Consider the following 24,555-nt stretch of genomic DNA (forward strand, 5'->3'; position numbering starts at 1 on the left):
GTCCAGACCATCTATGCCCGCGAGGTGATCCGGGAGGGGGATGTCTTCACCAACAAGGTGATCGGTGTCGCGCTTGAGGACCACGCTGACGCTTACGCGGCAGAGTGCAAGATGTAAGCGCGCGCGCTCAGACCCAGGTACGGCCACGCGCACGCAGATGCGCGATGGCCGTGCGCACCCCCTCAGCCACCGCCCCTTCACGCGGCGCGTCGCGCAGCGTGTCGATGAGCGCATCAGGCGGGATCGCCGGACGGCGCGGCCAGGAAAGCGCGGCAAGGATCGCGCGGGCGCGCTCTGGCAGGCGGTCGGGGATGGTGTGCCCGTTCAGCGTGGCCCAGACCCCGGCCCAGAGGCGGCCCACGGTCCACGGATTGTAGCCGCCGCCGCCCAGCACCAGACAGCGCGGGGCCAGCGGGCGCAGCAGTGCGACCGCCCGCCAATGGGCATTGTTCGACAGGCAAAGCCGCGACAGCGGGTCCTCGGTCACGGCATCGGCCCCGCATTGCAGGACAATGGCCTCTGGCCGCATCGCCTGCACCGCGGGCAGGATCACCTCATCAAGCGCCATGGCGAACCCGCTGTCATTGGTGCCGCGCGGCAGGGGCAGGTTGATTGCCTGCCCGCCCGCGCGATCCCCGAGCGCGCCGGTAAAGGGCCAGCGCCCCGCCTCGTGGGTCGAGATCATCAACACGCGGGCATCGCCGTGAAACGCCGCCGCCACCCCGTCGCAATGATGCGCGTCGATATCCACATAGGCGATGCGGCCCAGACCCTGCGCAAGGAACGCCTTGATCGCCAGCACCGGGTCGTTGAGATAGCAGAAACCGCCCGCATGATCGGCCATGCCGTGGTGGGTGCCGCCGCCGGGATTGTAGACCGCGCCGCCGCGCGCCAGCAGACCGGCAGCGAGGAGAGAGCCGCCGACGGCGGTGGCGGGGCGGCGGAACATCTCGGGGAATACCGGGTTGGACAGCGTGCCGATTTGATGGCGGGCGCGGGTGGCGTCGCTCACGCGGCCCTCGGTCTCGGCGCGTTGCAAGGCGGCGATATAGGCAGGCGTGTGGAAGGCCGTCAAAGCCTCCGGCCTTGCACGCGGGCTGGTGCGGTATTGCCCATCAGGCAGCCAGCCAAGCGCACGGCAGAGGTCCATGACGACCGGCACGCGCGGGATCGAGAGCGGATGGCGCGGCCCGTAGGAGGAGCCGCGATAGATTTCGGAGCCGATGAAGAGCGGCGCGGTCATGCCTCGTCGAGCAATGCGCGCGGGATCACGAAATGCCGGGTTTGGCCGGTGTGCTCTTTCAATGCAGCCCAGTCCGCGATGGCGAAATCGGTCACCAGCGTCGCCCCGGTCGGATAGTCGTCAAAGCGCGGGTGCTCGGGTGCTGCGGCAACAAGGCGCGTGGCAAACTCGGCGATGCCGGGATTGTGTCCGATCATCAGCACCGTGTCGGCGTGGGCCGTGCGCAACGCGGCCAGCATGTCCTGCGGCCCGGCCATGTAGAGGCTGTCGAGCAGGCGTGGCGCAAGCGGCAGTTTGAGGCGCGCGCAGGTCTCCTGCGTGCGGGTGGCGGTGGAACAGAGGATTTCCCCCGGCACCAGCCCCTCGGTCCGCAGCCACGCGCCAAGCGCCTTGGCCGAGCGCCGACCGCGCCTGTTCAGCGGGCGCGCGTGATCGGGCAGGGCCGGATCGTCCCAGTCGGATTTGGCATGGCGCATCAGGATCAGGCGTTTCATGCGAAATACCCCATATGAAAGGCCGATTGGGCCTCTTGCCGCCCATAGCCCTGACTGACCGGGCACGCGCGCCGCACCGCGCAACCGCGCGACATGCAGTCGTTGCCGGGCCGTTCCAGATCGGTCTTGCAGGCGGGCACGTCATAGCCACCGGGTTTGAGCGCATCGACCGGACAGGCCGAAAGGCAGGGTCGTGCGGCGCAGGTCTCGCAAGGCGAGGCTGTGGCGGGCGGCAGATCAAGCGCATGGGCAAAGGCCAGCGCCCCGCGATAGGACACCATCAGCCCCGCCACGTCATGCACCAAAAGCCCGACCGGCGACTGCCAGGCCCGCCCCGAGCGTCGCGCCCAGGTTGTGAAGGGCTGCCAGGGCGGGCCGCCAAAGGGGAAAAGCGCGCGCGCCCCGAGGATTTCGGCCAACGCGCCGATGACTCGCTCGGACCAGTGGTTCATCGGGTCGGGCGCGCTGTCGCGATATTCGGGGCTTTGGGTGAAATGCGCCCAGAATCCCGGCTCTTGCGGCCCGAGAAGGACAAGGGCCCGCATTCCGGGCACTTCGTCCGGATCGAGGGTCAGCGCGCCGAACACCGCAAGGTGGTGGGCGCGCGCGGTCGCGTCGATCAGGGCGAGATCGGGCGCGCCCGTCATTCAGGCAGTGTCGCGCTTGACGAGCGGTCCCTGATTGCCCCGGATGAGCGAGCCTGCCCCATGCTCGGTGAACAGCTCCAGCAGGGTCGCATTGGGCGCGCGCCCGTCGAGGATCACCACCGCGCGCACGCCGCCGTCAATCGCGGCAAGCGCCGTCTCGGTCTTGGGGATCATCCCGCCCGCGATCACGCCATCGCGGGTCATCTGGCGGATCTGTTCTGCGCTGAGTTCGGTGACGACCTGTCCCGACGCATCGCGCACCCCGTCGATATCGGTCAGCAGCAACAGCCGATCGGCCTTGAGCGCGGCGGCGATGGCGCCGGCCGCCGTATCACCGTTGATATTGTAGGTCTCGCCCGCTGTCCCGGCACCCAGGGGCGCGATCACCGGGATCATGTCGGCGGCGAACAGCGTGTGCAGGATCTTGGGGTCGATTTCGGACGGCTCGCCGACAAGACCCAGATCGGGGCTGGCCGGCGTGCAGGTGATCAGGCGGGCATCCTTGCCCGACAGCCCCACGGCGCGGCCGCCCTGGCCGTTGATCGCGGCCACGATCCGCTTGTTGACCGTGCCCGAGAGCACCATCTCGACCACGTCCATCGTCGCCGCATCGGTCACGCGCTTGCCGTTCACGAAGTCCGAGCGGATATCGAGCCGCGCCAACATCGCGTTGATCATCGGCCCGCCGCCATGCACGATCACCGGGTTGATACCCACCTGCTGCATCAGCACCACGTCGCGGGCAAACTCCTCCATCGCCTCATCGCTGCCCATGGCGTGCCCGCCAAGCTTGATGACGACAATCGCGCCGGTATAGCGTTGCAGATAGGGCAGCGCCTCGGAGAGGGTGCGGGCGGTGGCGATCCAGTCGCGATTCATGTCTCGGGCCTTCATCCTTGTCTCCGGCGCGGGGGTGCCCGTTCTTGTTAGCGGCTGCGTGGCGAGGTGCCAAGGGCCGTTGAACTTGGCGCGCGTCAGGCTAGGGTGTTCGCGACAAGGGCAAGAGGGATCGACATGCGCACATTGCTTCTGACCGGCGCGAGCCGGGGGATCGGGCACGCCACCGTGCGCCGCTTCAATGCCGAGGGATGGCGCGTCATCACCTGTTCACGCCACCCTTTCCCCTCGGAATGTCCCTGGGGCGGCGGGGCGCAACATCATGTCCAGATCGACCTTGCCAACCCCAATGACGTGATCGAGAAGATCGAAGTGATCCGGGGCATGATCGGCACGCGGCTCGATGCGCTGGTGAACAATGCGGGTATCTCTCCCAAGGGAGCGAAGGGCGAGCGGCTCGATACGCTGACCACCGATCTGCGCACCTGGGGGCAGGTGTTCCACGTCAATTTCTTTGCTTCTGTCGTGCTGGCGCGCGGCCTCAAGGATGAACTGGCGGCAGCGAAGGGCGCGGTGGTCAATGTCACCTCCATCGCGGGCGGGCGCGTGCATCCTTTCGCGGGCGCGGCCTATGCCACGTCAAAAGCGGCGCTGGCGGCGCTGACCCGTGAGATGGCGCATGATTTCGGGCCATTGGGTGTGCGCGTCAACGCCATCGCGCCCGGCGAGATCCGCACCGACATTCTCTCTCCGGGGACCGAGAAACTGGCCGAATCCATCCCCATGCGCCGCCTCGGAGAGCCGTCGGAAGTGGCCGACACGATCTATTTTCTCTGCACCGAGGGGTCATCTTACATTTCCGGTACCCAGATCGAGATCAACGGCGCGCAGCACGTCTGAGCGGGATCAGCCGAGCGCGGCGATGGTCGCGCGCAGCGTGGCCAGCCCCTCGCCCTTTTCCGAGGAGGTCAGGATCAGTTCGGGATAGGCCGCCGGGTGGGGGGCGAGGCGGGCGCGCACCTGCGCGAGCACCTGGTCGAGGGTTGCGGCGTTGATCTTGTCGGTCTTGGTCAGCACGCATTGGAACGGCACGGCGGCGCGGTCGAGCAGCGCCATGATTTCCTCGTCCACCGACTTGATCCCGTGCCGCGAATCCACCAGCACGAAGGCGCGGCGCAGGCTGGGGCGACCCGAGAGATAGGCCTTGAGAAGGGCCTGCCATTTCTCGACCACCGCCACCGGCGCATTGGCAAAGCCATAGCCGGGCAGGTCCACGAGGTAATGGCTGTCGGCCAGGGCGAAAAAGTTGATCTCCTGCGTGCGACCGGGCGTGTTCGAGGCGCGCGCCAGCGCCTTGCGGCCCGTGAGCGCGTTGATCAGGCTTGACTTGCCCACATTGGAGCGGCCCGCGAAACAGACTTCGGCACGGTCGGCCGGCGGCAGGCCGGACATGGCCACCACCCCCTTGAGGAAATCGACCGGCCCGGCAAAGAGCTTGCGCCCCGCCTCGGCGGCGATGCTGTCGGGGGCTGCGGCCACGGGAAAGGCAAGCTGCATGGCGGGCCTACCGGGCGGTGACGCGGGCGGGCCGCGTCACTTCTTCTTCTCCGGCCTGGTCGAACCGGTGGGTTTGTCGCGCTTGAAGCTGGATATGATATTGCCGAAAACGTTCGGTTTGTGGCCATGCGTGCGCATGATCGCGTATTGCTGGCCGAAGGTGATCATGTTGTTGGCGATCCAGTAGAGCACGAGGCCGCTGGCGAAACTGCCCAGCATGAACATGAAGACCCAGGGCATCCAGGCAAAGATCATCTTTTGCGTGGGATCGGTCGGCGATGGGTTGAGTTTCTGTTGCAGCCACATCGAGATGCCAAGGCCAAGCGGCAGGATGCCGATGAAGATCAGCGCGAGGATCGAACCCGGCTCCGGCGCGGCCCAGGGGAATACGCCCCAAAGGTTCATGATCGACGACGGATCGGGCGCGGAAAGGTCCCTGATCCAGCCGATCCAGGGCGCATGGCGCAGTTCCAGTGTAACGAAGATCACCTTGTAGAGCGAAAAGAAGATGGGGATCTGCAGCAGGATCGGTAGACAGCCCGCCGCCGGATTGACCTTTTCCTTCTTGTAGAGCGCCATCATCTCCTGTTGCAGCTTCTGGCGGTCGTCGCCGGCGATTTCCTTGATCTTCTCCATCTGCGGCTGGAGTTCCTTCATCTTGGCCATGGAGACGTAGGATTTGTAGGCCAAGGGCAGCACCAGCGCCTTGATCAGCAGCGTGAGCGCGATGATCGCCCAGCCCATGTTGCCGATCATCAGGTTCAACCAGTGCAGCGCCGCAAAGATCGGTTTGGTCAGGAAGAAAAACCAGCCCCAGTCGATCGAATCGACGAAGCGATCGACATTCTCCTCGTTCTGGTAACGGCGGATGGTGGCCCATTCCTTGGCGCCGGCAAACAGGCGGCTGTCGGCGCTGACGGTGGCGCCCGGCGCGAGGCTGAGCGTCGCCTGCACCGTTTCGGTCTGAAAGATGCTGCGCTGCGGATCGTATTTGGTCACGGCCTTGAACGGCGTGCCGGAATCGGGGATGAGCGTGGTCATCCAGTAGTGATCGGTAAAGCCCAACCAGCCGCTTTCCGCGACCTGAATCACCTTGGCCGGCGCGCCCTCGCGGGGGTTGAAGTCCAGTTTTTCCACATCCTTGTAGCTCAGTTCCGAGAGCGTGCCGTCGGCCATGCCGATGATGCCCTCGTGCAGGATGAAGAAACTCTTGAGATCGGCGGGCCGGCCGTGGCGCGCGATGATGCCGTATGGCGCGAGGCTCACGGTGGCATCGCTCTGGTTCTCGGCCGATTGGCGGACCGAGAACATGTAATCGGCGTCGATGCTGATTTCGCGGCGGAAGATCAGGCCGGCACCGTTGTCCCAGACCAGCGTGACCGGGCTTTGCGGGCTGAGCACGGTGCCGCTCTCGACCTGCCAGAGCGTGTTGGCGCCGGGCACCTGTTCGGGCGAAAGCCCCGCGCCGGGGGCCCAGCCATGCAGCGTGTAATAGGGCGCGACCGTGCCGGTCGGCGACAGCAGGTGCACCGTATCGGACTCGGGGTCGATGGTCTCGCGGTAGTTCCTGAGCACCAGATCATCGACCCGGCCGCCGAGAAGAGAGATCGAACCGCTCAGCCGGGGCGTCTCGATGCTCAGGCGCGGTGTTGCGGCGTCGGTTTCCGCAGCGCCACCGATCGTACCGGCCAGATCGGTCGCGCCAGCGGTGGCGGTCGGGGACGTGGGCGCAGTGTCGGTCATGGCCGCCGGAGCGTTCGGGTCCGACGGTGCCGGTTCCGGCGGCGGGAACAGCACGAACCAGGCCAGGATCACGAGAAAACTGAGCGCCGTCGCGAGTATGAGGTTCTTGTTCTGATCGTCCATGGCCCGGAACCGTCCGTCATTGCAGTGTCCCGGGCGTTCAACAGAGTGCGGCCCAAAAGGTCAAGCGGTTTCCGGGCGAGATGCCGCGGAGGGCGGGGATTCGTCGCGCCTTGTGTCGTGCGGTGTCAAGCGGCAGGCCGGGCGGCAGACAGGGGGGGGCGTCAGCGCGCAGTCCGATGGCGGGTGCGCCTGGCCGTGGGTGGTTGCGGCGGGGCAAGCGGCATGGTCACGGGCGTTGCCTCGGGCGGATGCCGCAGAAGCGCGTCGAGGCTTTCCCTGATCGTCTCTGGCACGCGATGGTGGGTGCCGGGCCTTGCCACGATGATTGTGGCGCAGACCCGGATCCCGTCCGTGGGCAGGATGGCCCCCGCCGCCGATTGCGCGACCTGCCCGAGCCGCTGCGCCACCCTTCCGCCAGAGCCGGGATTGTAGGTCGCACTTGCCCCGAGCAGCACGCCGAAACGCCCCTCGCCAAGATCGAACAGGCTGTCCCCTGCCCGCAGGGCGCGGGCGAGGTTATCGAGGCAGGTGGTCACGAGTCGGGCCTGCATCGCGGGGCCGTGCCGCGCCCGGATTTCCGCGAAGCGGTCGATTCCGAGAAGGATGCAGGCCGCATCCCGACCGTCGCGCCGGGCGCGCGCAAGGCGCCGTTCAAGCGCGTTTGCCATGTCGGCGAACTGACCCGGTGCCGCATCGCGCGACGGGCGCCCGTCCCGAGTGTCCCGCCGACCCTGCGGCAGCGCCCCGACGAGCAGAAGGGGCAGCGTCAGCAGAAGGCCACGCGCGCCATACCAAAGCAGCGCCAGCGCCAGCGCCAGCCCGAAGACGATCAGTTGCGGGCCGCGCAACGCCTCGGCCATGGTGTGACACCAGCCACGAAGGGGGATTATCACATGTCGCATTCCAGCCTCCGAATCCTCGGGCCAGTCTGCGCGCGCGAAGTTAACGAAGTGTTGGCGGTTCCACGAAATCTGTCCCGGATACGGCCGGGTCGCGTGTCAGCCCCGCGAAATCGAACAGTTTGGGATCAAGAAGATGCGAGGGCCGTGCATTCATCAGGGCGCGGAACATGACCTGACGGCGACCGGGGCTGCGTGATTCCCAGCCGTCGAGGATCTGTTTGACCTGCTGGCGTTGCAGGCCGTCCTGCGAGCCGCAGAGGTCACAGGGGATGATCGGATAGTTCATCGCCCGCGCGAATCGCTCGCAATCCACCTCGGCCACATGAGCGAGCGGGCGATAAACGAAAAGATCGCCCTCTTCGTTCACCAGTTTGGGCGGCATCGTCGCCAGCCGCCCGCCGTGAAAGAGGTTCATGAAGAAGGTTTCGAGAATGTCGTCGCGGTGATGGCCGAGAACGACCGCCGTGCAGCCCTCTTCGCGGGCGATGCGGTAGAGGTTGCCCCGGCGCAGGCGCGAACACAGGGCGCAGTAGGTGCGCCCCTGCGGCACCTTGTCCATGACGATGGAATAGGTGTCCTGATATTCGATCCGGTGGGGCACGCCCATCCGTTCGAGAAATTCGGGCAGGACGGTGGCCGGAAAACCGGGCTGGCCCTGATCGAGATTGCAGGCGAGCAGATCCACGGGCAGAAGGCCGCGCCATTTCAGCTCATACAGCACGGCGAGGAGGGTATAGCTGTCCTTTCCGCCCGAGAGGCAGACCAGCCATTTGCCGCCCGGCGCGATCATGCCGTATTGCTCGATCGCCTCGCGCACGTTGCGCACGATGCGTTTGCGCAGCTTGCGGAATTCGGTGCCCGTGGGGGCGCCGTGAAAGAGCGGGTGAATCTCGTCATCGACATCGGACATGAGCGCGCTTTAGGGGCTTTCGCGTTCCCGGACAAGGGTTGCACGATTGACCGTTATCTTGCGGTCAAAGATCACTTTCCCACAACTTATTGCCCGCACCCCCAACAAATTGCTTTACAGGCTGCGTTCAACCCCTCACCATATCTGGTAGGGACGGATAGATGCACTGCCGTCCTTAGAGCAGGCACCTAGCGTTTGGGGTGCACAGGCCCCTACGCGCTACAGCATATGAGGCGGCGCCATGGCACTTTCCGAGCATTATCTCAGCGACGATCTGCACCCGATCGACATCGTCGAGCATATCGCCGCGCATCACGACTGGGAGTTTGATCGCATCGGCGACGATCAGATCGCCATGGCGATAGAGGGGCAATGGCGGACCTATGCGATCACGCTGGCCTGGTCGGGCCATGACGAGACGCTGCGCCTTGTGTGCACCTACGAGATGGAGCCGCCCGAGGACCGTCTGGATGTACTTTACGAGATGCTCAACACGGTCAACGATCAGTGCTGGAGCGGGGCGTTCACCTGGTGGGGCGAACAGAAGCTGATGGTCTGGCGCTACGGGCTTGTCATGGCTGGCACGCAGGGCGCGAGCGCCGAGCAGATCGACACGCTTCTGGGCGCGGCGGTGATGGCGGCGGAGCGGTATTACCCGGCCTTTCAGCTTGCAATCTGGGGTGGCAAGTCTCCGCGTGACGCGATGCAGGTCGCCATTGCAGAGGCCTACGGGCGCGCGTAAACCTGCTCCCGCATGCGGCAAGCGGGGGAAAAGGCATGGGATTTCAGCAGTTGGCAGACCGGGGGCTGGTGCTTTTGGGCTGTGGCAAGATGGGCGGCGCGATGCTCAGGGGCTGGCTCGACGGAGGGTTGGCGCCAAAGGCGGTGCATGTGATCGATCCGCGCCCGGCGGAGTGGCTTCGCGAGGCTGGGGTGCGGGTCAATGGCGGCCTGCCCGAGAGCCCGGCCATCGTCATCGTCGCGGTCAAGCCGCAGATGATGGGCGATGCGCTGCCCGTGCTGAAGGGCTATGGCAACGGCACGACGCTGTTTGTCTCGGTGGCGGCGGGCACGACGATGGCCACATATGAGGCGATGCTCGGCGCGGCGACGCCGGTGGTGCGCGCCATGCCCAACACGCCCGCCGCGATCGGCAAGGGCATCACCGCGATTGTGGGCAATGCCACGGCTTCGGCGGCGCATCTCGATCAGGCGGAGACATTGTTGAAAGCCGTGGGGCAGGTCGTCCGGCTGGAGAGCGAGGATCAGATGGACGCGGTGACGGGGCTTTCGGGCTCTGGCCCGGCCTATGTGTTCCACATGATCGAATGTCTGGCGAAGGCGGGCGAGGCCGAGGGGCTGGCCCCCGCTCTGGCGATGCAGTTGGCCAAGGCGACGGTCGCCGGGGCGGGCGCGCTGGCCGAGGTGGCCGGAGAGACGCCCGCGCAGTTGCGCGAGAATGTCACAAGCCCCAATGGCACCACGCAGGCGGGGCTTGAGGTGCTGATGGACAAGGTCACGGGCCTGCCGCCGCTGATGGCGCGCACGGTTGCGGCGGCAACCGCGCGATCGAAGGCGTTGCGCGATGGCTGAGATCGGTTTCGAGGATTTCCTCAAGGTGGATATCCGCGCGGGCCGGGTGATCCGGGCAGAGCCTTACCCCGAGGCGCGCAAGCCCGCGATCAAGCTCTGGATCGATTTCGGCCCCGAGATCGGCGAGCGGACATCGAGCGCGCAGATCACCGTGCATTACACGCCCGAGGCGCTGATCGGCCGGCAGGTTCTGGCGGTGGTGAATTTCCCGCCGCGCCAGATCGGCAAGTTCGTGTCGGAGGTGCTGGTTCTGGGCGTCAGCGACGCGCAGGGCGGGATCGTTCTGATCGGCCCGGATATCGACGTGCCTTTGGGCGGGAGGCTGCATTGACACGGATCCTCATCACCCGGCCCATGCCCGCGCGCGTGATCGAGGTCGCGCGCGCGCATTTCGAGGTGGAGGTGCGCGAGGACAACACGCCCCTGAAAACAGGGCAGATGAAGGGCGCACTGGTGCTCTATGACGGGATTTTGCCGACGCTGGGCGACATGTTCTCGGCGGAGGTGTTCGCCGAGGCCGAGGGGAGCCGCTGTCGCATTCTCGCCAATTTCGGGGTGGGATATAACCATATCGACGTGGCCGCGGCGCGGGCGGTGGGCATTGCCGTCACCAACACGCCCGGTGCGGTGACGGACGCGACCGCCGATATCGCGCTGATGCTGATGCTGATGAGCGCGCGACGCGCGGGCGAGGGGGAGCGGCTGCTGCGCGCGGGGCGCTGGATGGGCTGGAACCCGACGCAGATGCTGGGGCTGCACATGACCGGAAAGACCGTGGGCATCGTCGGCATGGGGCGGATCGGGCAGGCGATCGCGCGGCGCTGTCATTTCGGTTTCGGCATGGAGGTGCTCTATCACAACCGCTCGGCCAAACCGGTCGATTTCCCGGCGCGGCAGGTGGAGAGTGTTGCCGCGCTGGCGGCGGCGGCGGATTTTCTGGTGGTGGCGGTGCCCGGCGGGGCCGGGACGCGGGGGCTGATCGGGGCCGAGGTGCTGGCGGTGATGCGGCCCTCGGCGCATCTTGTGAACATCGCGCGGGGCGATGTGGTGGACGAGACGGCGCTGATTGCCGCGCTGTCCGAGGGGCGCATCGCGGGGGCGGGGCTGGATGTCTACGAACGCGAGCCGGAGGTGCCCGAGGCGCTGCGGGCGCTGGAGAACGTCACGCTGCTGCCGCATCTGGGCACGGCCGCGCTTGAGGTGCGCGAGGCGATGGGGCTGATGGCGGTGGCGAACCTGCGCGCCTTTTTCGCCGGTGAGGCGCTGCCGAATCCGGTGGAATGAGTATTTGCGGAACGGTGAAACGGCGCCACGTCTTGCTTGACGGGATTGTGCATTTCCGATGATCTGGCGGGAAACCTGAGGAGACGACCATGGTGCAGCCCGCGATCACGGGGTCGGGTGTGTTCACGCCGCCCGAGGTGATCACCAACGAGGAGCTGGTGGTGGCCTACAACGCCTATGCCGAGGCGTTCAACGCGCGTCATGCGACGGAGATCGCGGCGGGCGAGGTTGCGGCCAAGGGGCTTTCGTCGCCGGAGTTCATCGTCAGCGCCTCGGGGATCGAGCGGCGGCATGTGATGGACAAGGCGGGTGTTCTCGATCCGGAGGTGATGCACCCGCGTCTGCGTGCGCGCAGCGATGACGAGCCGGGGATCATGGCGGAAATGGCGCTTGATGCCTGCGGCAAGGCGCTGGCGCGGGCGGAGAGGGAGGCGGGCGAGGTCGATCTGGTGATCTGCGCCGCGTCGAACCACGAGCGGCCCTATCCGGCGGTGGCGATCGAGATTCAGGACTTGCTGGGCGCGGGCGGATTTGCGTTTGACATGAACGTGGCGTGTTCCTCGGCCACGTTCGGGATCCAGGCCGCCGCCGACATGATCCGGTCGGGCAGCGCGCGGCGCGCGCTGGTGGTGAGCCCCGAAATCTGTTCGGGGCATCTGGAATGGCGTGACCGGGATTGTCATTTCATCTTTGGCGATGTCTGCACCGCGCTGGTGATCGAGGCGGCGGAAGAGGCCAAGGGCGCGCATTTCCGCATCCTCTCGACCCGCTGCGCCACGCGGTTTTCCAACAATATCCGCAACAATAACGGCTTTCTGCGCCGCTCGCGACCCAATGGCATGGCGGACCGGCGCGACATGCTGTTCGTGCAGGAGGGGCGCCGCGTGTTCAAGGAGGTGCTGCCGATGGTTTCGGCGCATATCCTGGAGCATATGGAGGCGGAGGGGGTGACGGCGGCGGATCTGCGCAGGCTCTGGCTGCATCAGGCCAACAGGACCATGAACGATTTCATTGGCCGCAAGGTGATGGGCCGCGTGCCGGAGCGGGAGGAGCAGCCCAATATCCTTCAGGATTATGCCAATACCTCATCCGCCGGCTCGATCATCGCATTCGCGCAATATTCCGACGATCTGCGACCCGGCGACCTGGGGCTGATCTGTTCGTTCGGGGCGGGCTATTCGGTGGGTTCGGTGCTGGTTGCGCGCGGCTGAGGCGGGGCGGGCTTGCGCGGGACTGTCCGCGCTCAGCCGAAGAGGGCGCTTGTCGCGTCGTTCAGCAGCACCATCACCGACCCGCGAAAGCCCGGCAGCACCAGGGCCGAGAGAAAGGCCAGGTGCAGCACCATGATCGCGTTGAGTGAACTGCGGAACGGTTCCTTCCGGGTCTTGTGGCGAAAGAACGCCTGACCGGTCTTGGCCCCGAAGGCCCCGCCGACAAGGCAGAGCGTCAACAGGGTGCTTTCAGGCACGCGCCAGCGTCGCTGGATCGCGCATTGCTTGTCCCACCAGAACAGGCCGAATGTCACGAGGTTCAGGGTGGCGAGGTAAACGAAAGCGAGGGCCAGCGAGGTCATGGCGACTTTCAGAACGTGGTAATTTCAAAATCCGCTGTCAGAACGATTTGCGTGCCGCGAGTGCTGCGCTGATCGTCCCGTCGTCGAGATAATCCAACTCGCCCCCGATTGGAACACCCTGTGCGAGAGATGTGATCGCCACGCGGCATTCGAGTTGATCGGCGATGTAATGGGCCGTGGTCTGGCCATCGACGGTGGCGTTGAGCGCGAGGATCACCTCGGTGATCCCCTCGGCCTCGACGCGGGTGATCAATTCGGGAATGCGCAGCATGTCCGGGCCGACCTGATCGAGCGCCGAAAGCGTGCCGCCAAGCACGTGATAACGCCCCCGGAACGCCTGCCCGCGCTCCATCGCCCAGAGATCGGCCACATCCTCGACCACGCAGATCTGGCCGTTGGCGCGTTTGCCGTTGAGGCAGATGTCGCAGACCTCGGTCGTGCCGATATTGCCGCAGATGCGGCATTCGCGCGCGGTGGCGGCAACGCTCTGCATGAGGTCGGCGAGCGGCGAGAGCAGCAGCGCGCGTTTGCGGATCATGTGCAGTACCGCGCGCCGGGCCGAGCGCGGCCCGAGGCCGGGCAGCCGGGCCATCATGTCGATGAGGGCGTCAATGTCGCGGGTGCTGCTCAAGCGGTTTGCTCCGGGGATGCGGGCGGATAGGCCTTCGGCGAGGGTGTTCAGGGCAAGATGAAGCCGCCTCAGAACGGCAGTTTCATGTCCTTGGGCAGGCCCATCGATTCGGTCAGCTTGCCCATCTCTTCCTTGACCTTGTCCTGCGCGCGCGATTGCGCGTCCTTGATCGCGGCGAGGATCAGATCCTCGACCACTTCCTTGTCGTCGGCGTTGAAGATCGAGGGGTCGATGTCGAGCGCCTTCAATTCCCCCTTGGCGGTGCAGGTGGCCTTGACCAGCCCCGCGCCCGATTCGCCGGTGACGGTGAGCAGGTGCATATCTTCCTGAAGCGCGGCCATCTTCTGTTGCATTTCCTGGGCGGCCTTCATCATCTTGGCCATGTCGCCCATCTGTCCCAGACCCTTGAACATGTCGGTCATCTCCTGCTGAAAGGTTCGGTGCCGCTTTAAACATATCGCGCGCGGCTTGGCGAGGCGTTCAGTCCTCCTCGAAGGGATCCCATTCGCCCTCGACTTCGGGCAGAGCCTCGGCGCCGGCCTCCGAGGCGATATCCTGCGCGGTGCGGATTTCCCGGATCGCGGCCCTGGGGAAGGCGTCGAGCACCGCGCGCACCAGCGGATGCGCGCGTGCCTCGGCCTCGAGCGCCGATTGCGCGGTGTCGCGCGCCTCGACGATGGTGGGGGCGGTGGCGGAGTTCACAAGGCTGACGGCCCATCGTTGCCCGGTCCAGCGTTGCAAGGCGGAACCGAGGCGCTGGGCGAGGTCGGCGGGGGCGTCGGGGGTGGGGGTGAATTCGATGCGGCCCGGACGGTAGGCGCCAAGGCGCAGGCAACCTTCCACCTCGATGAGAAGCTTCGCGTCGCGTTGGGCGCGGATGAGGTCGAGCACGCTTTGGAAGCTGGGATAGGCCGCCAGTGCCACGTCCTGCGCCGGGGCAAGCGCGGTGACGGGGCCGGTGCCGCGCTGTGTCGGCATGGTGGTGCGGGGCGGGCCTGCCGCGCCCTGGGGGGCGGTGCGCGGGCCCGAGCCGGAACCGCCGCCGGGGCCGGAGGGGGGCGTCTCGCGCAGCTGGCGCACGAGGTCTTCGGGCGCGGGCAGATCGGCCACATGGGTGAGGCGGATCACCGCCATTTCGGCGGCCATCATGGCGTTGGGGGCGGCGGCCACTTCGTCGAGTGCCTTGAGCAGCATCTGCCACATGCGGGTGAGCACGCGCATCGGCAGTGCCCCGGCCATGGCAAGGCCGCGCGCGCGCTCGTCCGGGCCGATGGTGGGGTCTTGCGCCGCGTCGGGGGTGATCTTGACCACGCTCACCCAATGGGTGATCTCGGCCAGATCGCGCAGCACGGCGAGCGGATCGGCGCCTTCGGCATATTGCGCGCCAAGTTCGGTGAGCGCGCCCGCGGCGTCGCCTTTCATGATCAGATCGAAGAGGTCAAGCACTCGGCCCCGGTCGGCAAGGCCCAACATGGCGCGGACCTGTTCCGCCGTGGTTTCGCCCGCGCCGTGGGAGATGGCCTGATCGAGAAGCGATGTTGCGTCCCGCGCCGAGCCTTCGGCGGCGCGGGTGATCAGCGCGAGCGCCTCGTCGGTGATCCGCGCGCCCTCCGCGCCCGCGATCCGGCGCAGCAGGCCGATCATCACCTCCGGCTCGATCCGGCGCAGGTCGAATCGCTGGCAGCGCGAGAGCACGGTGACTGGCACCTTGCGGATCTCGGTGGTGGCGAAGATGAATTTCACATGGGCAGGCGGTTCTTCCAGTGTTTTCAGAAGCGCGTTGAAGGCCGAGGTGCTGAGCATGTGCACCTCGTCGATGATGTAGATCTTGTAGCGCGCGCTTGCGGCGCGGTAGTGCACGCTTTCGATGATCTCGCGGATATCGCCCACGCCGGTGCGCGAGGCCGCGTCCATCTCCATCACATCGACATGGCGCCCCTCCATGATTGCGCGGCAATGCTCGCATTGCCCGCAAGGTTCGGTCGTCGGCACGCCGGTGCCGTCGGGGCCGATGCAGTTCATGCCCTTGGCGATGATGCGCGCGGTGGTTGTCTTGCCGGTGCCGCGAATGCCGGTCATGATGAAGGCCTGTGCGATGCGGTCCGCCTGAAAGGCGTTTTTCAGGGTGCGCACCATGGCGTCCTGTCCGACAAGATCGGCAAAGGTCTCGGGACGGTATTTGCGGGCGAGAACCTGATAGCCGGACTCAAGAGGCTGCGACATGCGGGGGGCCTTTCTGTCTCTTCGTCGATGAACCTAAAGCCGGGGGCGCGGGCCGTCCACCTTGCTTTTCGGGACAAGTGCGGGAAGGGTGGCGGCGGGGGAGTGGTCATGACCGGGTTTGTCATTCACGCGTTGCATGTGGGCGGGGGCACGCTGGCGCTGGCGCCTCTGCCGGGGGCGGGGGGCGAGTATGCCGCCGACATGGCGCATCTGGCCGACTGGAAGCCGGCGCTGGTGATCTCGATGACGACCGGGGCCGAGATGGTGGCCTCTGGGGCGGGCGATCTGGCGGCGCAGGTGCAGGCGGCGGGCACGCGCTGGATCGGGTTGCCGGTGGCAGATTACGGCGTGCCGAGGGCGGATCAGGCCACGGACTGGGTGCAGGCGAGTGCGGCGGCGCGGGCTGCGCTCGGGGGTGGGGGCCGGGTGCTGGTGCATTGCCGGGGCGGGTGCGGACGCTCGGGCATGGCGGTGCTGCGGCTGATGATCGAGGCGGGCGAGGTGCCGGAGCGGGCGCTGGCGCGTTTGCGCGCGCTGCGGCCTTGCGCGGTCGAGACCGGGGCGCAGATGGCATGGGCGCTGCGGGGGAGGGTGAGAGGCTGACAACGACCCAAGCGAGGCTCGTTACGGCTGCTTCCTTCCGGATCTGACCGGGTTGGCGAGGTGCCTGCCCGCGCCAACCTCTCGATCCCGCATATAGGCGTCGGCGGCGGGCTTGGCAAGGGTGGGGCTGTCAGCCTCTGGCAGGGGCATGTCAAGGCGCAGAAAGCCGGTTTCATCGAGCCCCTCGTCGATCGCCCCGAGCGCCGCGATCTCGTTCGAATGGGTGCGCAGACCGGGCCCGGTGAGGATCGCCACGCGGGTCGCGGGCATAGGCGCGAGGCGCCATGTGGTGGGGGCGGTTGGCGCGATCGGGCTGGAGATTCCGACATGATCGGCCAGCAGGTCGCGGATCGGGCGGTTCGACTGGTGGATGAGCGCGCCACGGGCGAGCGGCAGGAACGGGCCCCCGCCCCAGGCGCGATAGGAATTTGTGGCGATGACGAACAGGTCTTCGTCGGCCAGCGGGCATCCCCGATAGGTCAGATCGCGGATGCGTCTTGCGTTGGGGTCGATCACTGCGCCGCTCAGGCTGTAACGGGCGGGCGAGGTCAGGTCGATGGCGTAGCGCAACCCGTCTATCACGTCGAAGACATGGCCGGGAACGGTCGGATCAAGCAGCGCCTGACCGGGTGCGCCCGGCGTGATCCGGTTGAAGCAGATCGCCGCGCGTTCGAGCCAGTCGCGCAGGTCGGCCCCGGTCACGACAAGGCCGCACAGGGTGTTGGGAAAGCTGTAGAGATCGGCAATGTTTCGCAGCCGCAGCGGCCCCGCCGGGATGTCGGTGAAATGATCCGGGCCGCCGCGCCCGCCGGTCTTGAAGGGCGCGCAGGCCGAGAGCATCGGCAGCGTGGCATATGGTGTGTCGCGGATCGCCTCTGCCAGTGCTGCGCGCTGCGCGGCATTGACAAGGGCGAGGCCGGGATCGTCGCGCACCAGCGACAGATAGCTGTGGAGGGCCGCGCGCGTCTCGCCCAAGGTGTAGCCGGTCAGGCGAAGCGTGTGGGCATGGGCGCGGGCAAGGGTGCGGGTGACGGTCCGGCAGGGTGGTATCTGCGCGCACGCGCGCAGCGCGACGGCATGTCCGGCCACACGCCAGCCCGTGGTGTCACGCAGAAGGTGGAGGTCGATCTGGCCCAGGTGAGAGGCGGCATAGCCCGGCTTGACGCAAGGCACCCCGTGCAGCGTGCCGCGCGCCACATCGGCGCCTGGTGTCCGCGCGTGATCTGGGCTTGGAAAGACGCGGTGGCTGTGCCCGGCAATGATCGCGTCGATCCCCGGCACACGCGCCAGTGCGCGCGCCGCGTTCTCCATGCCCGAGCGGTCGGGGCCGGGGTCGATGCCGGTATGGGCCAGCGCGATCACGATGTCCGCGCCCCGCGCACGCAGCGTGGGCACCCAGTGGCGGGCGGTTTCGACGACGTCGCGTGTGCTGATTCGACCGGTCAGATGGGCGTGGTCCCAGACCATCACCTGTGGCGGGCAGAACCCGACAAGGCCAATGCGGATCGCATGACGGGTGTCGTCGGCGGCCCGGAGGTGGCGCGTGAGGATCGTGACCGGCGGCCGGAACGGGGTGTCATCTAGCGGTGTCCTGCCTGTCGCGCGCACGGCATTGGCGCAGAGCACGGGGAAATCGGCCCCGACAAGCGTTTCTTCCAGCCAGTCGAGACCGAAGTTGAACTCGTGATTGCCAAGGGTCGCAGCATCATAGCCCATGCGGTTCATCGCCCGGATCACCGGGTGCTGACCGCGCCAGCCCCGACCGGGCCGGCCTGTCAGGTCGGTCAGGGCGGTGCCTTGCAGGAAATCACCGTTGTCAAGGAGAAGGCAGTTTTCCGGCGCGATCTCGGCGCGGGCGCGCCTGACCAGCGAGGCCACCCGCGCCAGCGCGCCCGGCGCGCCGGGCGTCCCCGCGAAGTAGTCGGTCGGCAGCACATGGCCGTGAACGTCGCTGGTTGCCAGCAGGCGCAGTGTCGTGACCGGGGGGCTGTTGGCAGGGGCGTTGGGGCTGTGCTTGGCGTAGATCACGATGGTGGCCTGAAAACTGGGGTTGGAAAGCTGCGGGTGCGGAAAGTCAGGAATCGCAAGGCCATGACTGGCCAGACAGGCAAACCCTGTCTTTGATCTATCTTAAGAAGCAATTACTTTAGTCAGATAATCTTTAGGTTGAAGTTTGATTTATTTCAAAGGATTGACAGGCATATGCGACCGCTTGCCATGCCTCTCGTGCCGGTGCCAATAAGGCACGACGGAAAGGGAGGTCGCATGCGACATGCGGAAGACGTAACGTTCGGAGGTTCGGCGCTGGACCGAGCGGACGAGATTCGCGGTGACGAGGGGGCGATTGCGTTGGCGCTCGCCGAGGGACGGGCGCGCTCGGTCGTGCTCTGGCGCGGCAAGCCGCTGCTGGCGGGGCCGGGGCTGGACGCGCTGGTGCGGCTCGCGCCGGATCATCCGGTGCTGGGGCGTTACAAGGTGCCGCCGATCCTGCTCGGGCGCGAGGCGGGGGGCGATCTGATCCTTGCCCATGACATTTCCGCCTGGGTGCCGCCAGGGCTGGAGCCCGATCAGCTCGATACCTTCCTCGACGCCTCGGAACAGGCGCATCCCGACCTGCCCGAAGGTGCGGTTTTTGCCGAGTTACGGCGGGTGATGAGTGCGCTTTCGCCGCGCGATGCGGAACTGGCCGCGACCGCCAAGGCGGTGTTTGGTTGGCACGAGAGCCACCGCCATTGCGCGCGCTGCGGCGCGAGGAGCCGGATGATCCGGGCCGGCTGGCAACGGGCCTGCGACGATTGCGGCGCGCAGCATTTCCCGCGCACCGACCCGGTGGCGATCATGCTGATCACCCATGGCAACAGCGTGCTGATGGGGCGTTCGCACGGCTGGCCCGAGGGGATGTATTCGCTGCTGGCCGGGTTCATCGAGCCGGGCGAGACGGTCGAGGCCGCTGTGCGCCGCGAGGTCTGGGAGGAGGCGGGGGTGCGCGTGGGCCGCGTGAGTTATCTGGCAAGCCAGCCCTGGCCTTTTCCCGCCTCGCTGATGCTGGGCTGTCGCGGCGAGGCGCTGAGCGATGCGATCACCATCGACCCCAACGAGATCGAGGCCGCGCGCTGGATGAGCCGCGAGGAGATCCTTGCCGCCTTTGCCGGGGAACACCCCCAGGTGTTGCCCGCGCGCAAGGGGGCGGTGGCGCATTTCCTGCTCAGGAACTGGCTTGCCGACCGCCTCGAATGAAGCGAAAGTGTCGCCCGATCCCGGTGACAGGGCACCAAAAACCACGGCAGGACAGGCGATGCAGTTCACAAGCAAGGAAGATATCGAGGCGCCGATCGAGCGTGTCTTTGCCGATATCATCGATGTCCAGCGGTTCGAGCGTGCCGCGCTGCGCCGGGGGGCCGATGTGCAGCGCATCGACAGCCTGAACGCACCCGGCGTTGGCATGAGCTGGCGCGCGAAGTTCAGGTTGCGGGGGCGGATGCGTAATCTGTCGCTGCGGCTGGCCGACTACGATCCGCCGAATGGTATCGCGATCGAGGCCGAGGCGGCGACGCTGGAAGGGCGCATGACGGTGGATCTGATCGCGCTTTCGCGCGCGCGAACGCGGCTGACGGTGGATCTGGCGCTTGAGCCGCGCACGCTGGCCGGGCGGCTCATCGTGCAATCGCTGAAGCTGGCCAGGGGCAATGTGTCAAAACGGTTCCGGCTGCGCCTCGCGGAATTTGCGAGGGATCTCGAGGACCGTTACAAGCGCGCATCCTGACCGGTGCGGGCCGTCTCAGACCCCCCACCAGCGCAGCGTTTCCCTCAGGTGATACCGGATCGCCGCGTCGGCGCGGATGCTGTCTCGGGCCTCGATGGCATCGAGAATGGCGAGATGTTCTTCCATTGCCGGGGCAATCCGGTCGGGCACGAAGGGGCGGGTGTTCTGGATCACCGCGATTCGGTCGCGGTTCTCGCCGTAGAGGCGCGCGGCGAGCGGCGAGTCGAGGCCCCGCGCCAGCGCATCGTGCAGCGAAAGATCGGTCCGGATCGCGCGCTGCTGAAGGTCGCAGGCGGGGTCGGCGCGCGCCTCGGCCAGAAGCTGATGATGCGTCTCGCGCAGAGCCGCCAGGGGAAAGGCGCCGCCAGAGGCGATGATCCTGCGCGCGCCCTCGCAATCGAACATTGTGCGCAGTTCAAGGCAATCGCGCGTGGTCTGTGGGCCCGCGTCCATCACCGCCACCCCCCGTTTCGGCACGATTGTCAGAAGCCCGCTTGCCTCGGCGCGCTTGACCGCCTCGCGCATAGCGGCGATGGGCAGTCCGATGAGGTCGACCAGCACGGGCATGGACAGGAAAGTCCCGCTGCGCAGGCGCCCGTCACGCAGCCGGTCGAGCAAAGCCGCGTGGGCACGGTCGGAGAGATTTGATGTCGTCGGCATACCCATCACGCGCAGGTTTTGTGAAGGCCCAGTCTCTTGCAAATCCTGAAGGTCCTGTCTCGATTTTATGAATAATCAAAACGTAACATAACATCTAACATGTCAGGTGCAATATCACAAATGCAGCGATGCGACACGCCAGGCGTTCGTCGCATCGAGGGAAGGGAGGACCTGATGCATAGCACCACGCTTGAGGCACAGATCGGAGCGGGCGACGACGACACGCTTGCCCCCGTCAAGCCTGAGGAAAAAACCTGGAGCTGGTTCGCCATCTTCAACGTCTGGGCGAACGATATCCAGTCACTGTTTGGTTATTCTCTGGTGGCGTCGCTGTTCATTTCCTATGGGGTGAGCGGCTGGACGGCCTTCGCCGCGCTGATCTGTGCGGGTCTGTTCGTGATGTTCCTTGTCAACCTCTCGGGGGCGGCGGGCGAGAAATACGGCATCCCCTATCCGGTCTTCGCACGCGCCAGCATGGGCACGGCGGGGGCCAGGCTTCCGGCGGTGCTGCGCGCCACGGTGGCGGTGTTCTGGTATGGTGTGCAGGTCTATTTCGCCTCTACCGCGCTGGCGCTTCTGATCCGGTCGGTGACGGGCATCAACGGCGGAGCCGAGGTGCTGGGCCTTACCGGCGTGGACTGGCTCTCCTTCGTGCTGGTCTGGGTCTTTCATATCCTGATTTTCTGGCGTGGCATGACCTGGGTCGAGACGTTTCTCAATATTGCCGGTCCCTTTGTCTATGCGGTGATGATCGGGCTTCTGGCGGTGCTCTGGGTCAAGTCCGACGGCCAGCTTCTGTCGCAGGCGCAAACGATCTTCGCCAATCCCGAGGGCACCTGGGGCACAGAGATCGCGGGCTTTGTCGCCATCATCGGCACGATGGTGGCCTATTTCGCAGCCGTTATGATCAATTTCAGCGATTTCTCACGCTTCGCGCGGGACAAGCGCGCGATGATCCTGGGCAACCTCACCGGCCTGCCGCTCAACATGATCCTGTTCTCGGCGCTGGCGCTTCTGACCACGGCGGGCGCGGCGGTGGTTTACGGCGAGGCGATCATCAACCCGACCGAGATCGTGGCGCGCACCGACAGCGTGCTTCTGGGCGTCATTGCGGCGATCACCTTCTTCGCGGCAACGGTGGGCATCAACCTTGTGGCCAACTTCATCCCGGCGGTGAACGGCATCGCCAGCCTTGCCCCCGAGAAGATCGGGTTCCGCAAGGCGGGCCTGATCACGTCGGTCTTTGCGCTGGTAATCGGTGGGTTCTGGCACAGCTTCATCAGCGAATTCGGCATCAGCGGCTTTGTCAACACGCTGGGCGCGACGCTTGCACCGCTCTACGGGATCATGATCGCGGATTACTACCTGCTGCGCAAACAGGCGTTGAAGTGCGACGATCTCTACAACATGGAGGGCGGGGCCTATCATTTCACCGATGGCTGGAACCGCAACGCGCTGACGGCGTTCGCGATTGCGGCGGTGTTCTCGGTGGCGACGGTCTGGGTGCCCGCGCTGGGCGAGCTTTCGGGATATGCCTGGGTGATCGGCGCGATCCTGGGCGGCGTGATCTATTTCGTCCGCTGCCGCCGCAACCATATCGTCTGAGCGCGCCTGTGCATGACATGGGAAAACCCGGCCCCGTGCCGGGTTTTCCTTTTGGGTCAACCCGCCGCGTGGCGTTTGGGATCGGCAGGGTAGACGCCGAGAATGGTCACGTCCGAGGTGAAGTAATCCAGCTCGTCGAGTGCGCGCGCCACCGCCGGATCCTCGGGGTGGCCCTCGATATCGGCGTAGAACTGCGTCGCAGTGAACGAGCCGTTCACCATGTAACTTTCCAGCTTGGTCATGTTCACGCCATTGGTGGCAAAGCCGCCAAGCGCCTTGTAGAGCGCGGCGGGGATGTTGCGCACCTGAAAGACGAAGGTGGTCATCATCCCGTCCGCACCGCGCGGTGAGAAATCGGGTTCGGGCGCCATCACGAGAAAGCGCGTGGTGTTGGTTCCCTGATCCTCGATATGGCGGGCGATCACGTCGAGGCCATAGATCTCGCCAGCCAGTTCGCTGGCCAGCGCCGCCATCTCGGGAACGTCCGCCTCGGCCACCTGCCGCGCCGAGCCGGCCGTGTCGGCGCCGGTCACGCGGCGGATGCCGTGACGCTCCAGAAAGGCGCGGCACTGACCGAGCAGCATGGTGTGGCTCATCGCGCTCTCGACCTGGTCGAGCCGCACGCCGGGCAGGGCGAGCAGGTTGATATGCACGCGCACAAACGCCTCGCCCACGATATGCAGCCCTGATTGCGGCAGCAGGTGGTGGATATCGGCGACGCGCCCGAAGGTGGAATTCTCGATCGGCAGCATGGCAAGCTGTGCCGCGCCGTCGCGCACCGCCGCGATGGCATCCTCGAAGGTGCGGCAAGGCAGCGCCTCCATGTCGGGATAGGTTTCGCGGCAGGCCTGATGGGAATAGGCTCCCGGCTCTCCCTGGAAGGCGATGCGCTTGGTCATGGCGAATTCCGTGCAATTCGGGCCCGGTCGGGCGTTTGGTCGCGGAAACTACACCTTGCGAACGGGTAGGGGAAGCGGATACATACGCGCCCAAGCGACAGAGCAAACGGAAGCGAGCCAATGTTCGACACGATGACACTCACTAAGGCCACCGGCGCGATTTGCGGATCTCTGCTTGTCTTTCTTCTGGGAAGCTGGGCGGCGGAATCCATTTACTCGATGGGTAGCGGTTATGGAGATGACCGCGTGCAGGGCTTCGTGATCGATACCGGGGCCGATGACGCAGCGGATGTGGCCGCCGACGAGGGACCGAGCTTTGCCGAACTGTTTGCCGCTGCCGACATGTCGAATGGCGAGCGCGTGTTCCGCAATTGCGCCGCCTGCCACGCGCTTGAGCAAGGTGTCAACAAGGCTGGGCCTTATCTCTATGGCGTCGTCGGGCGCGATGTCGGGGCCTCGCAGGGTTTTGCCTATTCCGGTGCGCTGACGGCGGTTGTGGATGCCTGGACGCCGCAGGAACTCGACGCCTTTCTTGAGAACCCGCGCGGCTATGCGCCGGGCACGACGATGGGCTATGCCGGTCTGCGCAAGGCCCAGGACCGTGCCGACCTGATCGCGTTCCTCGATCAGACCGATGGCACCACCTACGAGATGCCCGCCGCCGCGACCACCCCGGCAGAAGAAGCCCCTGCCGAACCCGAGGCAACCGAGGAAGCGCCCGCCGAGGAAGCGCCCGCCGAGGAAGAGGCCGCCGCCGAGGCCCCTGCCGAGGAGGCCGCCGCAGCCGAAGCGCCTGCGCAAGAGGCCGCGACGACCGAGGAGGCCGCCGCCGAGGCCGCGCCCGCCGGCAATTTCGCCACGCTCGTTGCTGCTGCGGATGTTGCGCAGGGTGAAAAGCTCTATCGTCGTTGTGCGGCCTGCCATGCTGTTCAGGACGGCCAGAACAAGGCAGGGCCACATCTTTACGCCATTGTCGGGCGCGACATCGCCTCGGTTGACGGGTTCAGCTATTCCGACGCCCTCAAGGGGCTGGATGGTGCCTGGACCGTCGAGCAGCTTGACGGCTGGCTTGAGAACCCGCGCGCCTTTGCTCCGGGCAACCGGATGGGCTTTCCGGGGCTGAAGGGTGAAGAGGACCGCGCCAACCTGATCGGCTATCTCGCAACCCTCGGCAACTGATCCGCAGGGCAGATTTCGGGGGCCGCTGCCTGCGAGGGCGGCGGCCTTTTCATGTCCGCGCCCGTTCCGCGCTTGAACAAGCCGCC

Annotated in this window: 25 protein-coding genes, 1 other RNA gene and 2 pseudogenes; 12 read left to right on the plus strand and 16 right to left on the minus strand. The window is 66.3% G+C overall.

Features of this window, described 5'->3' with window-relative positions:
• Window positions 1-117, plus strand: a pseudogene (locus KAK09_RS18795) (ABC transporter substrate-binding protein); the annotation flags it as partial.
• A 10-nt stretch (window positions 118-127) separates the two neighbouring features.
• On the opposite strand, the gene KAK09_RS13335 reads toward KAK09_RS18795, so the two are convergent.
• From KAK09_RS13335 to argB, 4 genes are read right to left on the minus strand one after another with little or no spacing between them, the layout of a single operon-like run.
• Window positions 128-1,243: an acetoin utilization protein AcuC gene (locus KAK09_RS13335; protein ID WP_210879438.1), complete on the minus strand. Its 1,116-nt coding sequence runs from the start codon at window positions 1,241-1,243 to the stop codon at window positions 128-130.
• Window positions 1,240-1,737: a SixA phosphatase family protein gene (locus KAK09_RS13340; protein WP_210879439.1), complete on the minus strand. Its 498-nt coding sequence runs from the start codon at window positions 1,735-1,737 to the stop codon at window positions 1,240-1,242. The genes KAK09_RS13335 and KAK09_RS13340 overlap by 4 nt, the downstream gene beginning before the upstream one ends.
• Entirely contained in the window at window positions 1,734-2,384 is a 651-nt protein-coding gene (locus KAK09_RS13345; protein ID WP_210879440.1) for a ferredoxin, read from the minus strand. Before KAK09_RS13345 ends, KAK09_RS13340 begins: the two co-directional genes overlap by 4 nt.
• Window positions 2,385-3,278: an acetylglutamate kinase gene (argB, locus tag KAK09_RS13350; protein WP_210879441.1), complete on the minus strand. Its 894-nt coding sequence runs from the start codon at window positions 3,276-3,278 to the stop codon at window positions 2,385-2,387.
• A gap of 114 nt (window positions 3,279-3,392) precedes the next feature.
• Between argB and KAK09_RS13355 the strand changes: the two genes are divergently transcribed.
• Window positions 3,393-4,121: an SDR family NAD(P)-dependent oxidoreductase gene (locus KAK09_RS13355; protein ID WP_210879496.1), complete on the plus strand. Its 729-nt coding sequence runs from the start codon at window positions 3,393-3,395 to the stop codon at window positions 4,119-4,121.
• 6 nt (window positions 4,122-4,127) lie between these two features.
• Here the strand turns inward: KAK09_RS13355 and yihA are convergent, their stop codons facing one another.
• From yihA to ttcA, 4 genes are all read right to left on the minus strand, one after another.
• Window positions 4,128-4,778 (minus strand): ribosome biogenesis GTP-binding protein YihA/YsxC, encoded by a 651-nt coding sequence (yihA, locus tag KAK09_RS13360; protein ID WP_210879442.1) that lies wholly within the window; start codon window positions 4,776-4,778, stop codon window positions 4,128-4,130.
• A gap of 36 nt (window positions 4,779-4,814) precedes the next feature.
• On the minus strand, window positions 4,815-6,644 hold the full coding sequence (yidC, locus tag KAK09_RS13365) for a membrane protein insertase YidC (protein WP_210879443.1): 1,830 nt from the start codon (window positions 6,642-6,644) through the stop codon (window positions 4,815-4,817).
• A gap of 161 nt (window positions 6,645-6,805) precedes the next feature.
• The gene (locus tag KAK09_RS13370; protein ID WP_210879444.1) at window positions 6,806-7,546 is read right to left on the minus strand and encodes a diguanylate cyclase domain-containing protein; all 741 of its coding nucleotides are present in this window, start codon (window positions 7,544-7,546) and stop codon (window positions 6,806-6,808) included.
• Between the two features lie 40 nt (window positions 7,547-7,586).
• Window positions 7,587-8,456 (minus strand): tRNA 2-thiocytidine(32) synthetase TtcA, encoded by an 870-nt coding sequence (gene ttcA / locus KAK09_RS13375; RefSeq protein WP_210879445.1) that lies wholly within the window; start codon window positions 8,454-8,456, stop codon window positions 7,587-7,589.
• Window positions 8,457-8,697: 241 nt separating this feature from the next.
• Between ttcA and KAK09_RS13380 the strand changes: the two genes are divergently transcribed.
• The 5 genes from KAK09_RS13380 (at window position 8,698) to KAK09_RS13400 (ending at window position 12,544) form a co-directional block, all read left to right on the plus strand.
• Window positions 8,698-9,198 (plus strand): type III secretion system chaperone family protein, encoded by a 501-nt coding sequence (locus KAK09_RS13380; RefSeq protein ID WP_210879446.1) that lies wholly within the window; start codon window positions 8,698-8,700, stop codon window positions 9,196-9,198.
• A gap of 35 nt (window positions 9,199-9,233) precedes the next feature.
• Complete coding sequence (gene proC, locus KAK09_RS13385) at window positions 9,234-10,049, plus strand: pyrroline-5-carboxylate reductase (protein WP_210879447.1); 816 nt, start codon at window positions 9,234-9,236, stop codon at window positions 10,047-10,049.
• Complete coding sequence (locus KAK09_RS13390; RefSeq protein WP_210879448.1) at window positions 10,042-10,380, plus strand: tRNA-binding protein; 339 nt, start codon at window positions 10,042-10,044, stop codon at window positions 10,378-10,380. Before proC ends, KAK09_RS13390 begins: the two co-directional genes overlap by 8 nt.
• Window positions 10,377-11,333, plus strand: a complete 957-nt coding sequence (locus KAK09_RS13395; protein WP_210879449.1) for a 2-hydroxyacid dehydrogenase — start codon at window positions 10,377-10,379, stop codon at window positions 11,331-11,333. The genes KAK09_RS13390 and KAK09_RS13395 overlap by 4 nt, the downstream gene beginning before the upstream one ends.
• Before the next feature lie 89 nt (window positions 11,334-11,422).
• Window positions 11,423-12,544, plus strand: coding sequence for a beta-ketoacyl-ACP synthase III (locus KAK09_RS13400; RefSeq protein WP_210879450.1), 1,122 nt, complete (start codon window positions 11,423-11,425; stop codon window positions 12,542-12,544).
• 32 nt (window positions 12,545-12,576) lie between these two features.
• On the opposite strand, the gene KAK09_RS13405 is transcribed toward KAK09_RS13400, so the two are convergent.
• The 4 genes from KAK09_RS13405 to KAK09_RS13420 all read right to left on the minus strand — a co-directional run bounded on the left by KAK09_RS13405 (window position 12,577) and on the right by KAK09_RS13420 (window position 15,760).
• Window positions 12,577-12,906 (minus strand): DUF1294 domain-containing protein, encoded by a 330-nt coding sequence (locus tag KAK09_RS13405; protein WP_210879451.1) that lies wholly within the window; start codon window positions 12,904-12,906, stop codon window positions 12,577-12,579.
• A 37-nt stretch (window positions 12,907-12,943) separates the two neighbouring features.
• Entirely contained in the window at window positions 12,944-13,537 is a 594-nt protein-coding gene (gene recR / locus KAK09_RS13410) for a recombination mediator RecR (RefSeq protein WP_210879452.1), read from the minus strand.
• Window positions 13,538-13,605: 68 nt separating this feature from the next.
• Window positions 13,606-13,950, minus strand: coding sequence for a YbaB/EbfC family nucleoid-associated protein (locus KAK09_RS13415; RefSeq protein ID WP_210879497.1), 345 nt, complete (start codon window positions 13,948-13,950; stop codon window positions 13,606-13,608).
• A gap of 67 nt (window positions 13,951-14,017) precedes the next feature.
• Window positions 14,018-15,760: a DNA polymerase III subunit gamma/tau gene (locus tag KAK09_RS13420; RefSeq protein WP_210879453.1), complete on the minus strand. Its 1,743-nt coding sequence runs from the start codon at window positions 15,758-15,760 to the stop codon at window positions 14,018-14,020.
• A 108-nt stretch (window positions 15,761-15,868) separates the two neighbouring features.
• Between KAK09_RS13420 and KAK09_RS13425 the strand changes: the two genes are divergently transcribed.
• Complete coding sequence (locus KAK09_RS13425; RefSeq protein WP_210879454.1) at window positions 15,869-16,363, plus strand: phosphatase domain-containing protein; 495 nt, start codon at window positions 15,869-15,871, stop codon at window positions 16,361-16,363.
• Here the strand turns inward: KAK09_RS13425 and ffs are convergent.
• Both ffs and KAK09_RS19135 read right to left on the minus strand, forming a co-directional pair.
• Window positions 16,350-16,447, minus strand: an RNA gene (gene ffs, locus KAK09_RS13430) — signal recognition particle sRNA small type. The genes KAK09_RS13425 and ffs overlap by 14 nt on opposite strands.
• 216 nt (window positions 16,448-16,663) lie before the next feature.
• Window positions 16,664-18,391, minus strand: a pseudogene (locus KAK09_RS19135) (bifunctional 2',3'-cyclic-nucleotide 2'-phosphodiesterase/3'-nucleotidase); the annotation flags it as partial.
• Window positions 18,392-18,628: 237 nt separating this feature from the next.
• Here KAK09_RS19135 and nudC point away from each other — a divergent pair.
• Together nudC and KAK09_RS13445 are read left to right on the plus strand one after the other, a co-directional pair.
• Entirely contained in the window at window positions 18,629-19,600 is a 972-nt protein-coding gene (nudC, locus tag KAK09_RS13440) for an NAD(+) diphosphatase (protein ID WP_210879455.1), read from the plus strand.
• A gap of 58 nt (window positions 19,601-19,658) precedes the next feature.
• A complete protein-coding gene (locus KAK09_RS13445; protein WP_210879456.1) occupies window positions 19,659-20,126 on the plus strand; it encodes an SRPBCC family protein in 468 nt (155 codons plus the stop codon).
• 15 nt (window positions 20,127-20,141) lie between these two features.
• On the opposite strand, the gene KAK09_RS13450 is transcribed toward KAK09_RS13445, so the two are convergent.
• Window positions 20,142-20,786 carry a GntR family transcriptional regulator gene (locus tag KAK09_RS13450; RefSeq protein ID WP_247651261.1) on the minus strand — a complete coding sequence of 215 codons (645 nt, stop codon included), beginning with the start codon at window positions 20,784-20,786 and terminating at the stop codon, window positions 20,142-20,144.
• A 174-nt stretch (window positions 20,787-20,960) separates the two neighbouring features.
• Here KAK09_RS13450 and KAK09_RS13455 point away from each other — a divergent pair, with 174 nt between their 5' ends.
• Window positions 20,961-22,391, plus strand: a complete 1,431-nt coding sequence (locus tag KAK09_RS13455; protein WP_210879458.1) for an NCS1 family nucleobase:cation symporter-1 — start codon at window positions 20,961-20,963, stop codon at window positions 22,389-22,391.
• 56 nt (window positions 22,392-22,447) lie between these two features.
• Here the strand turns inward: KAK09_RS13455 and KAK09_RS13460 are convergent, their stop codons facing one another.
• The gene (locus tag KAK09_RS13460) at window positions 22,448-23,290 is read right to left on the minus strand and encodes a prephenate dehydratase (protein ID WP_210879459.1); all 843 of its coding nucleotides are present in this window, start codon (window positions 23,288-23,290) and stop codon (window positions 22,448-22,450) included.
• Window positions 23,291-23,410: 120 nt separating this feature from the next.
• Between KAK09_RS13460 and KAK09_RS13465 the strand changes: the two genes are divergently transcribed.
• The gene (locus KAK09_RS13465; RefSeq protein ID WP_210879460.1) at window positions 23,411-24,469 is read left to right on the plus strand and encodes a c-type cytochrome; all 1,059 of its coding nucleotides are present in this window, start codon (window positions 23,411-23,413) and stop codon (window positions 24,467-24,469) included.
• The last annotated feature ends 86 nt before the right edge of the window (window positions 24,470-24,555 follow it).

It is taken from the genome of Roseovarius autotrophicus (assembly GCF_018069895.1).
Classification (GTDB): domain Bacteria; phylum Pseudomonadota; class Alphaproteobacteria; order Rhodobacterales; family Rhodobacteraceae; genus Roseovarius; species Roseovarius autotrophicus.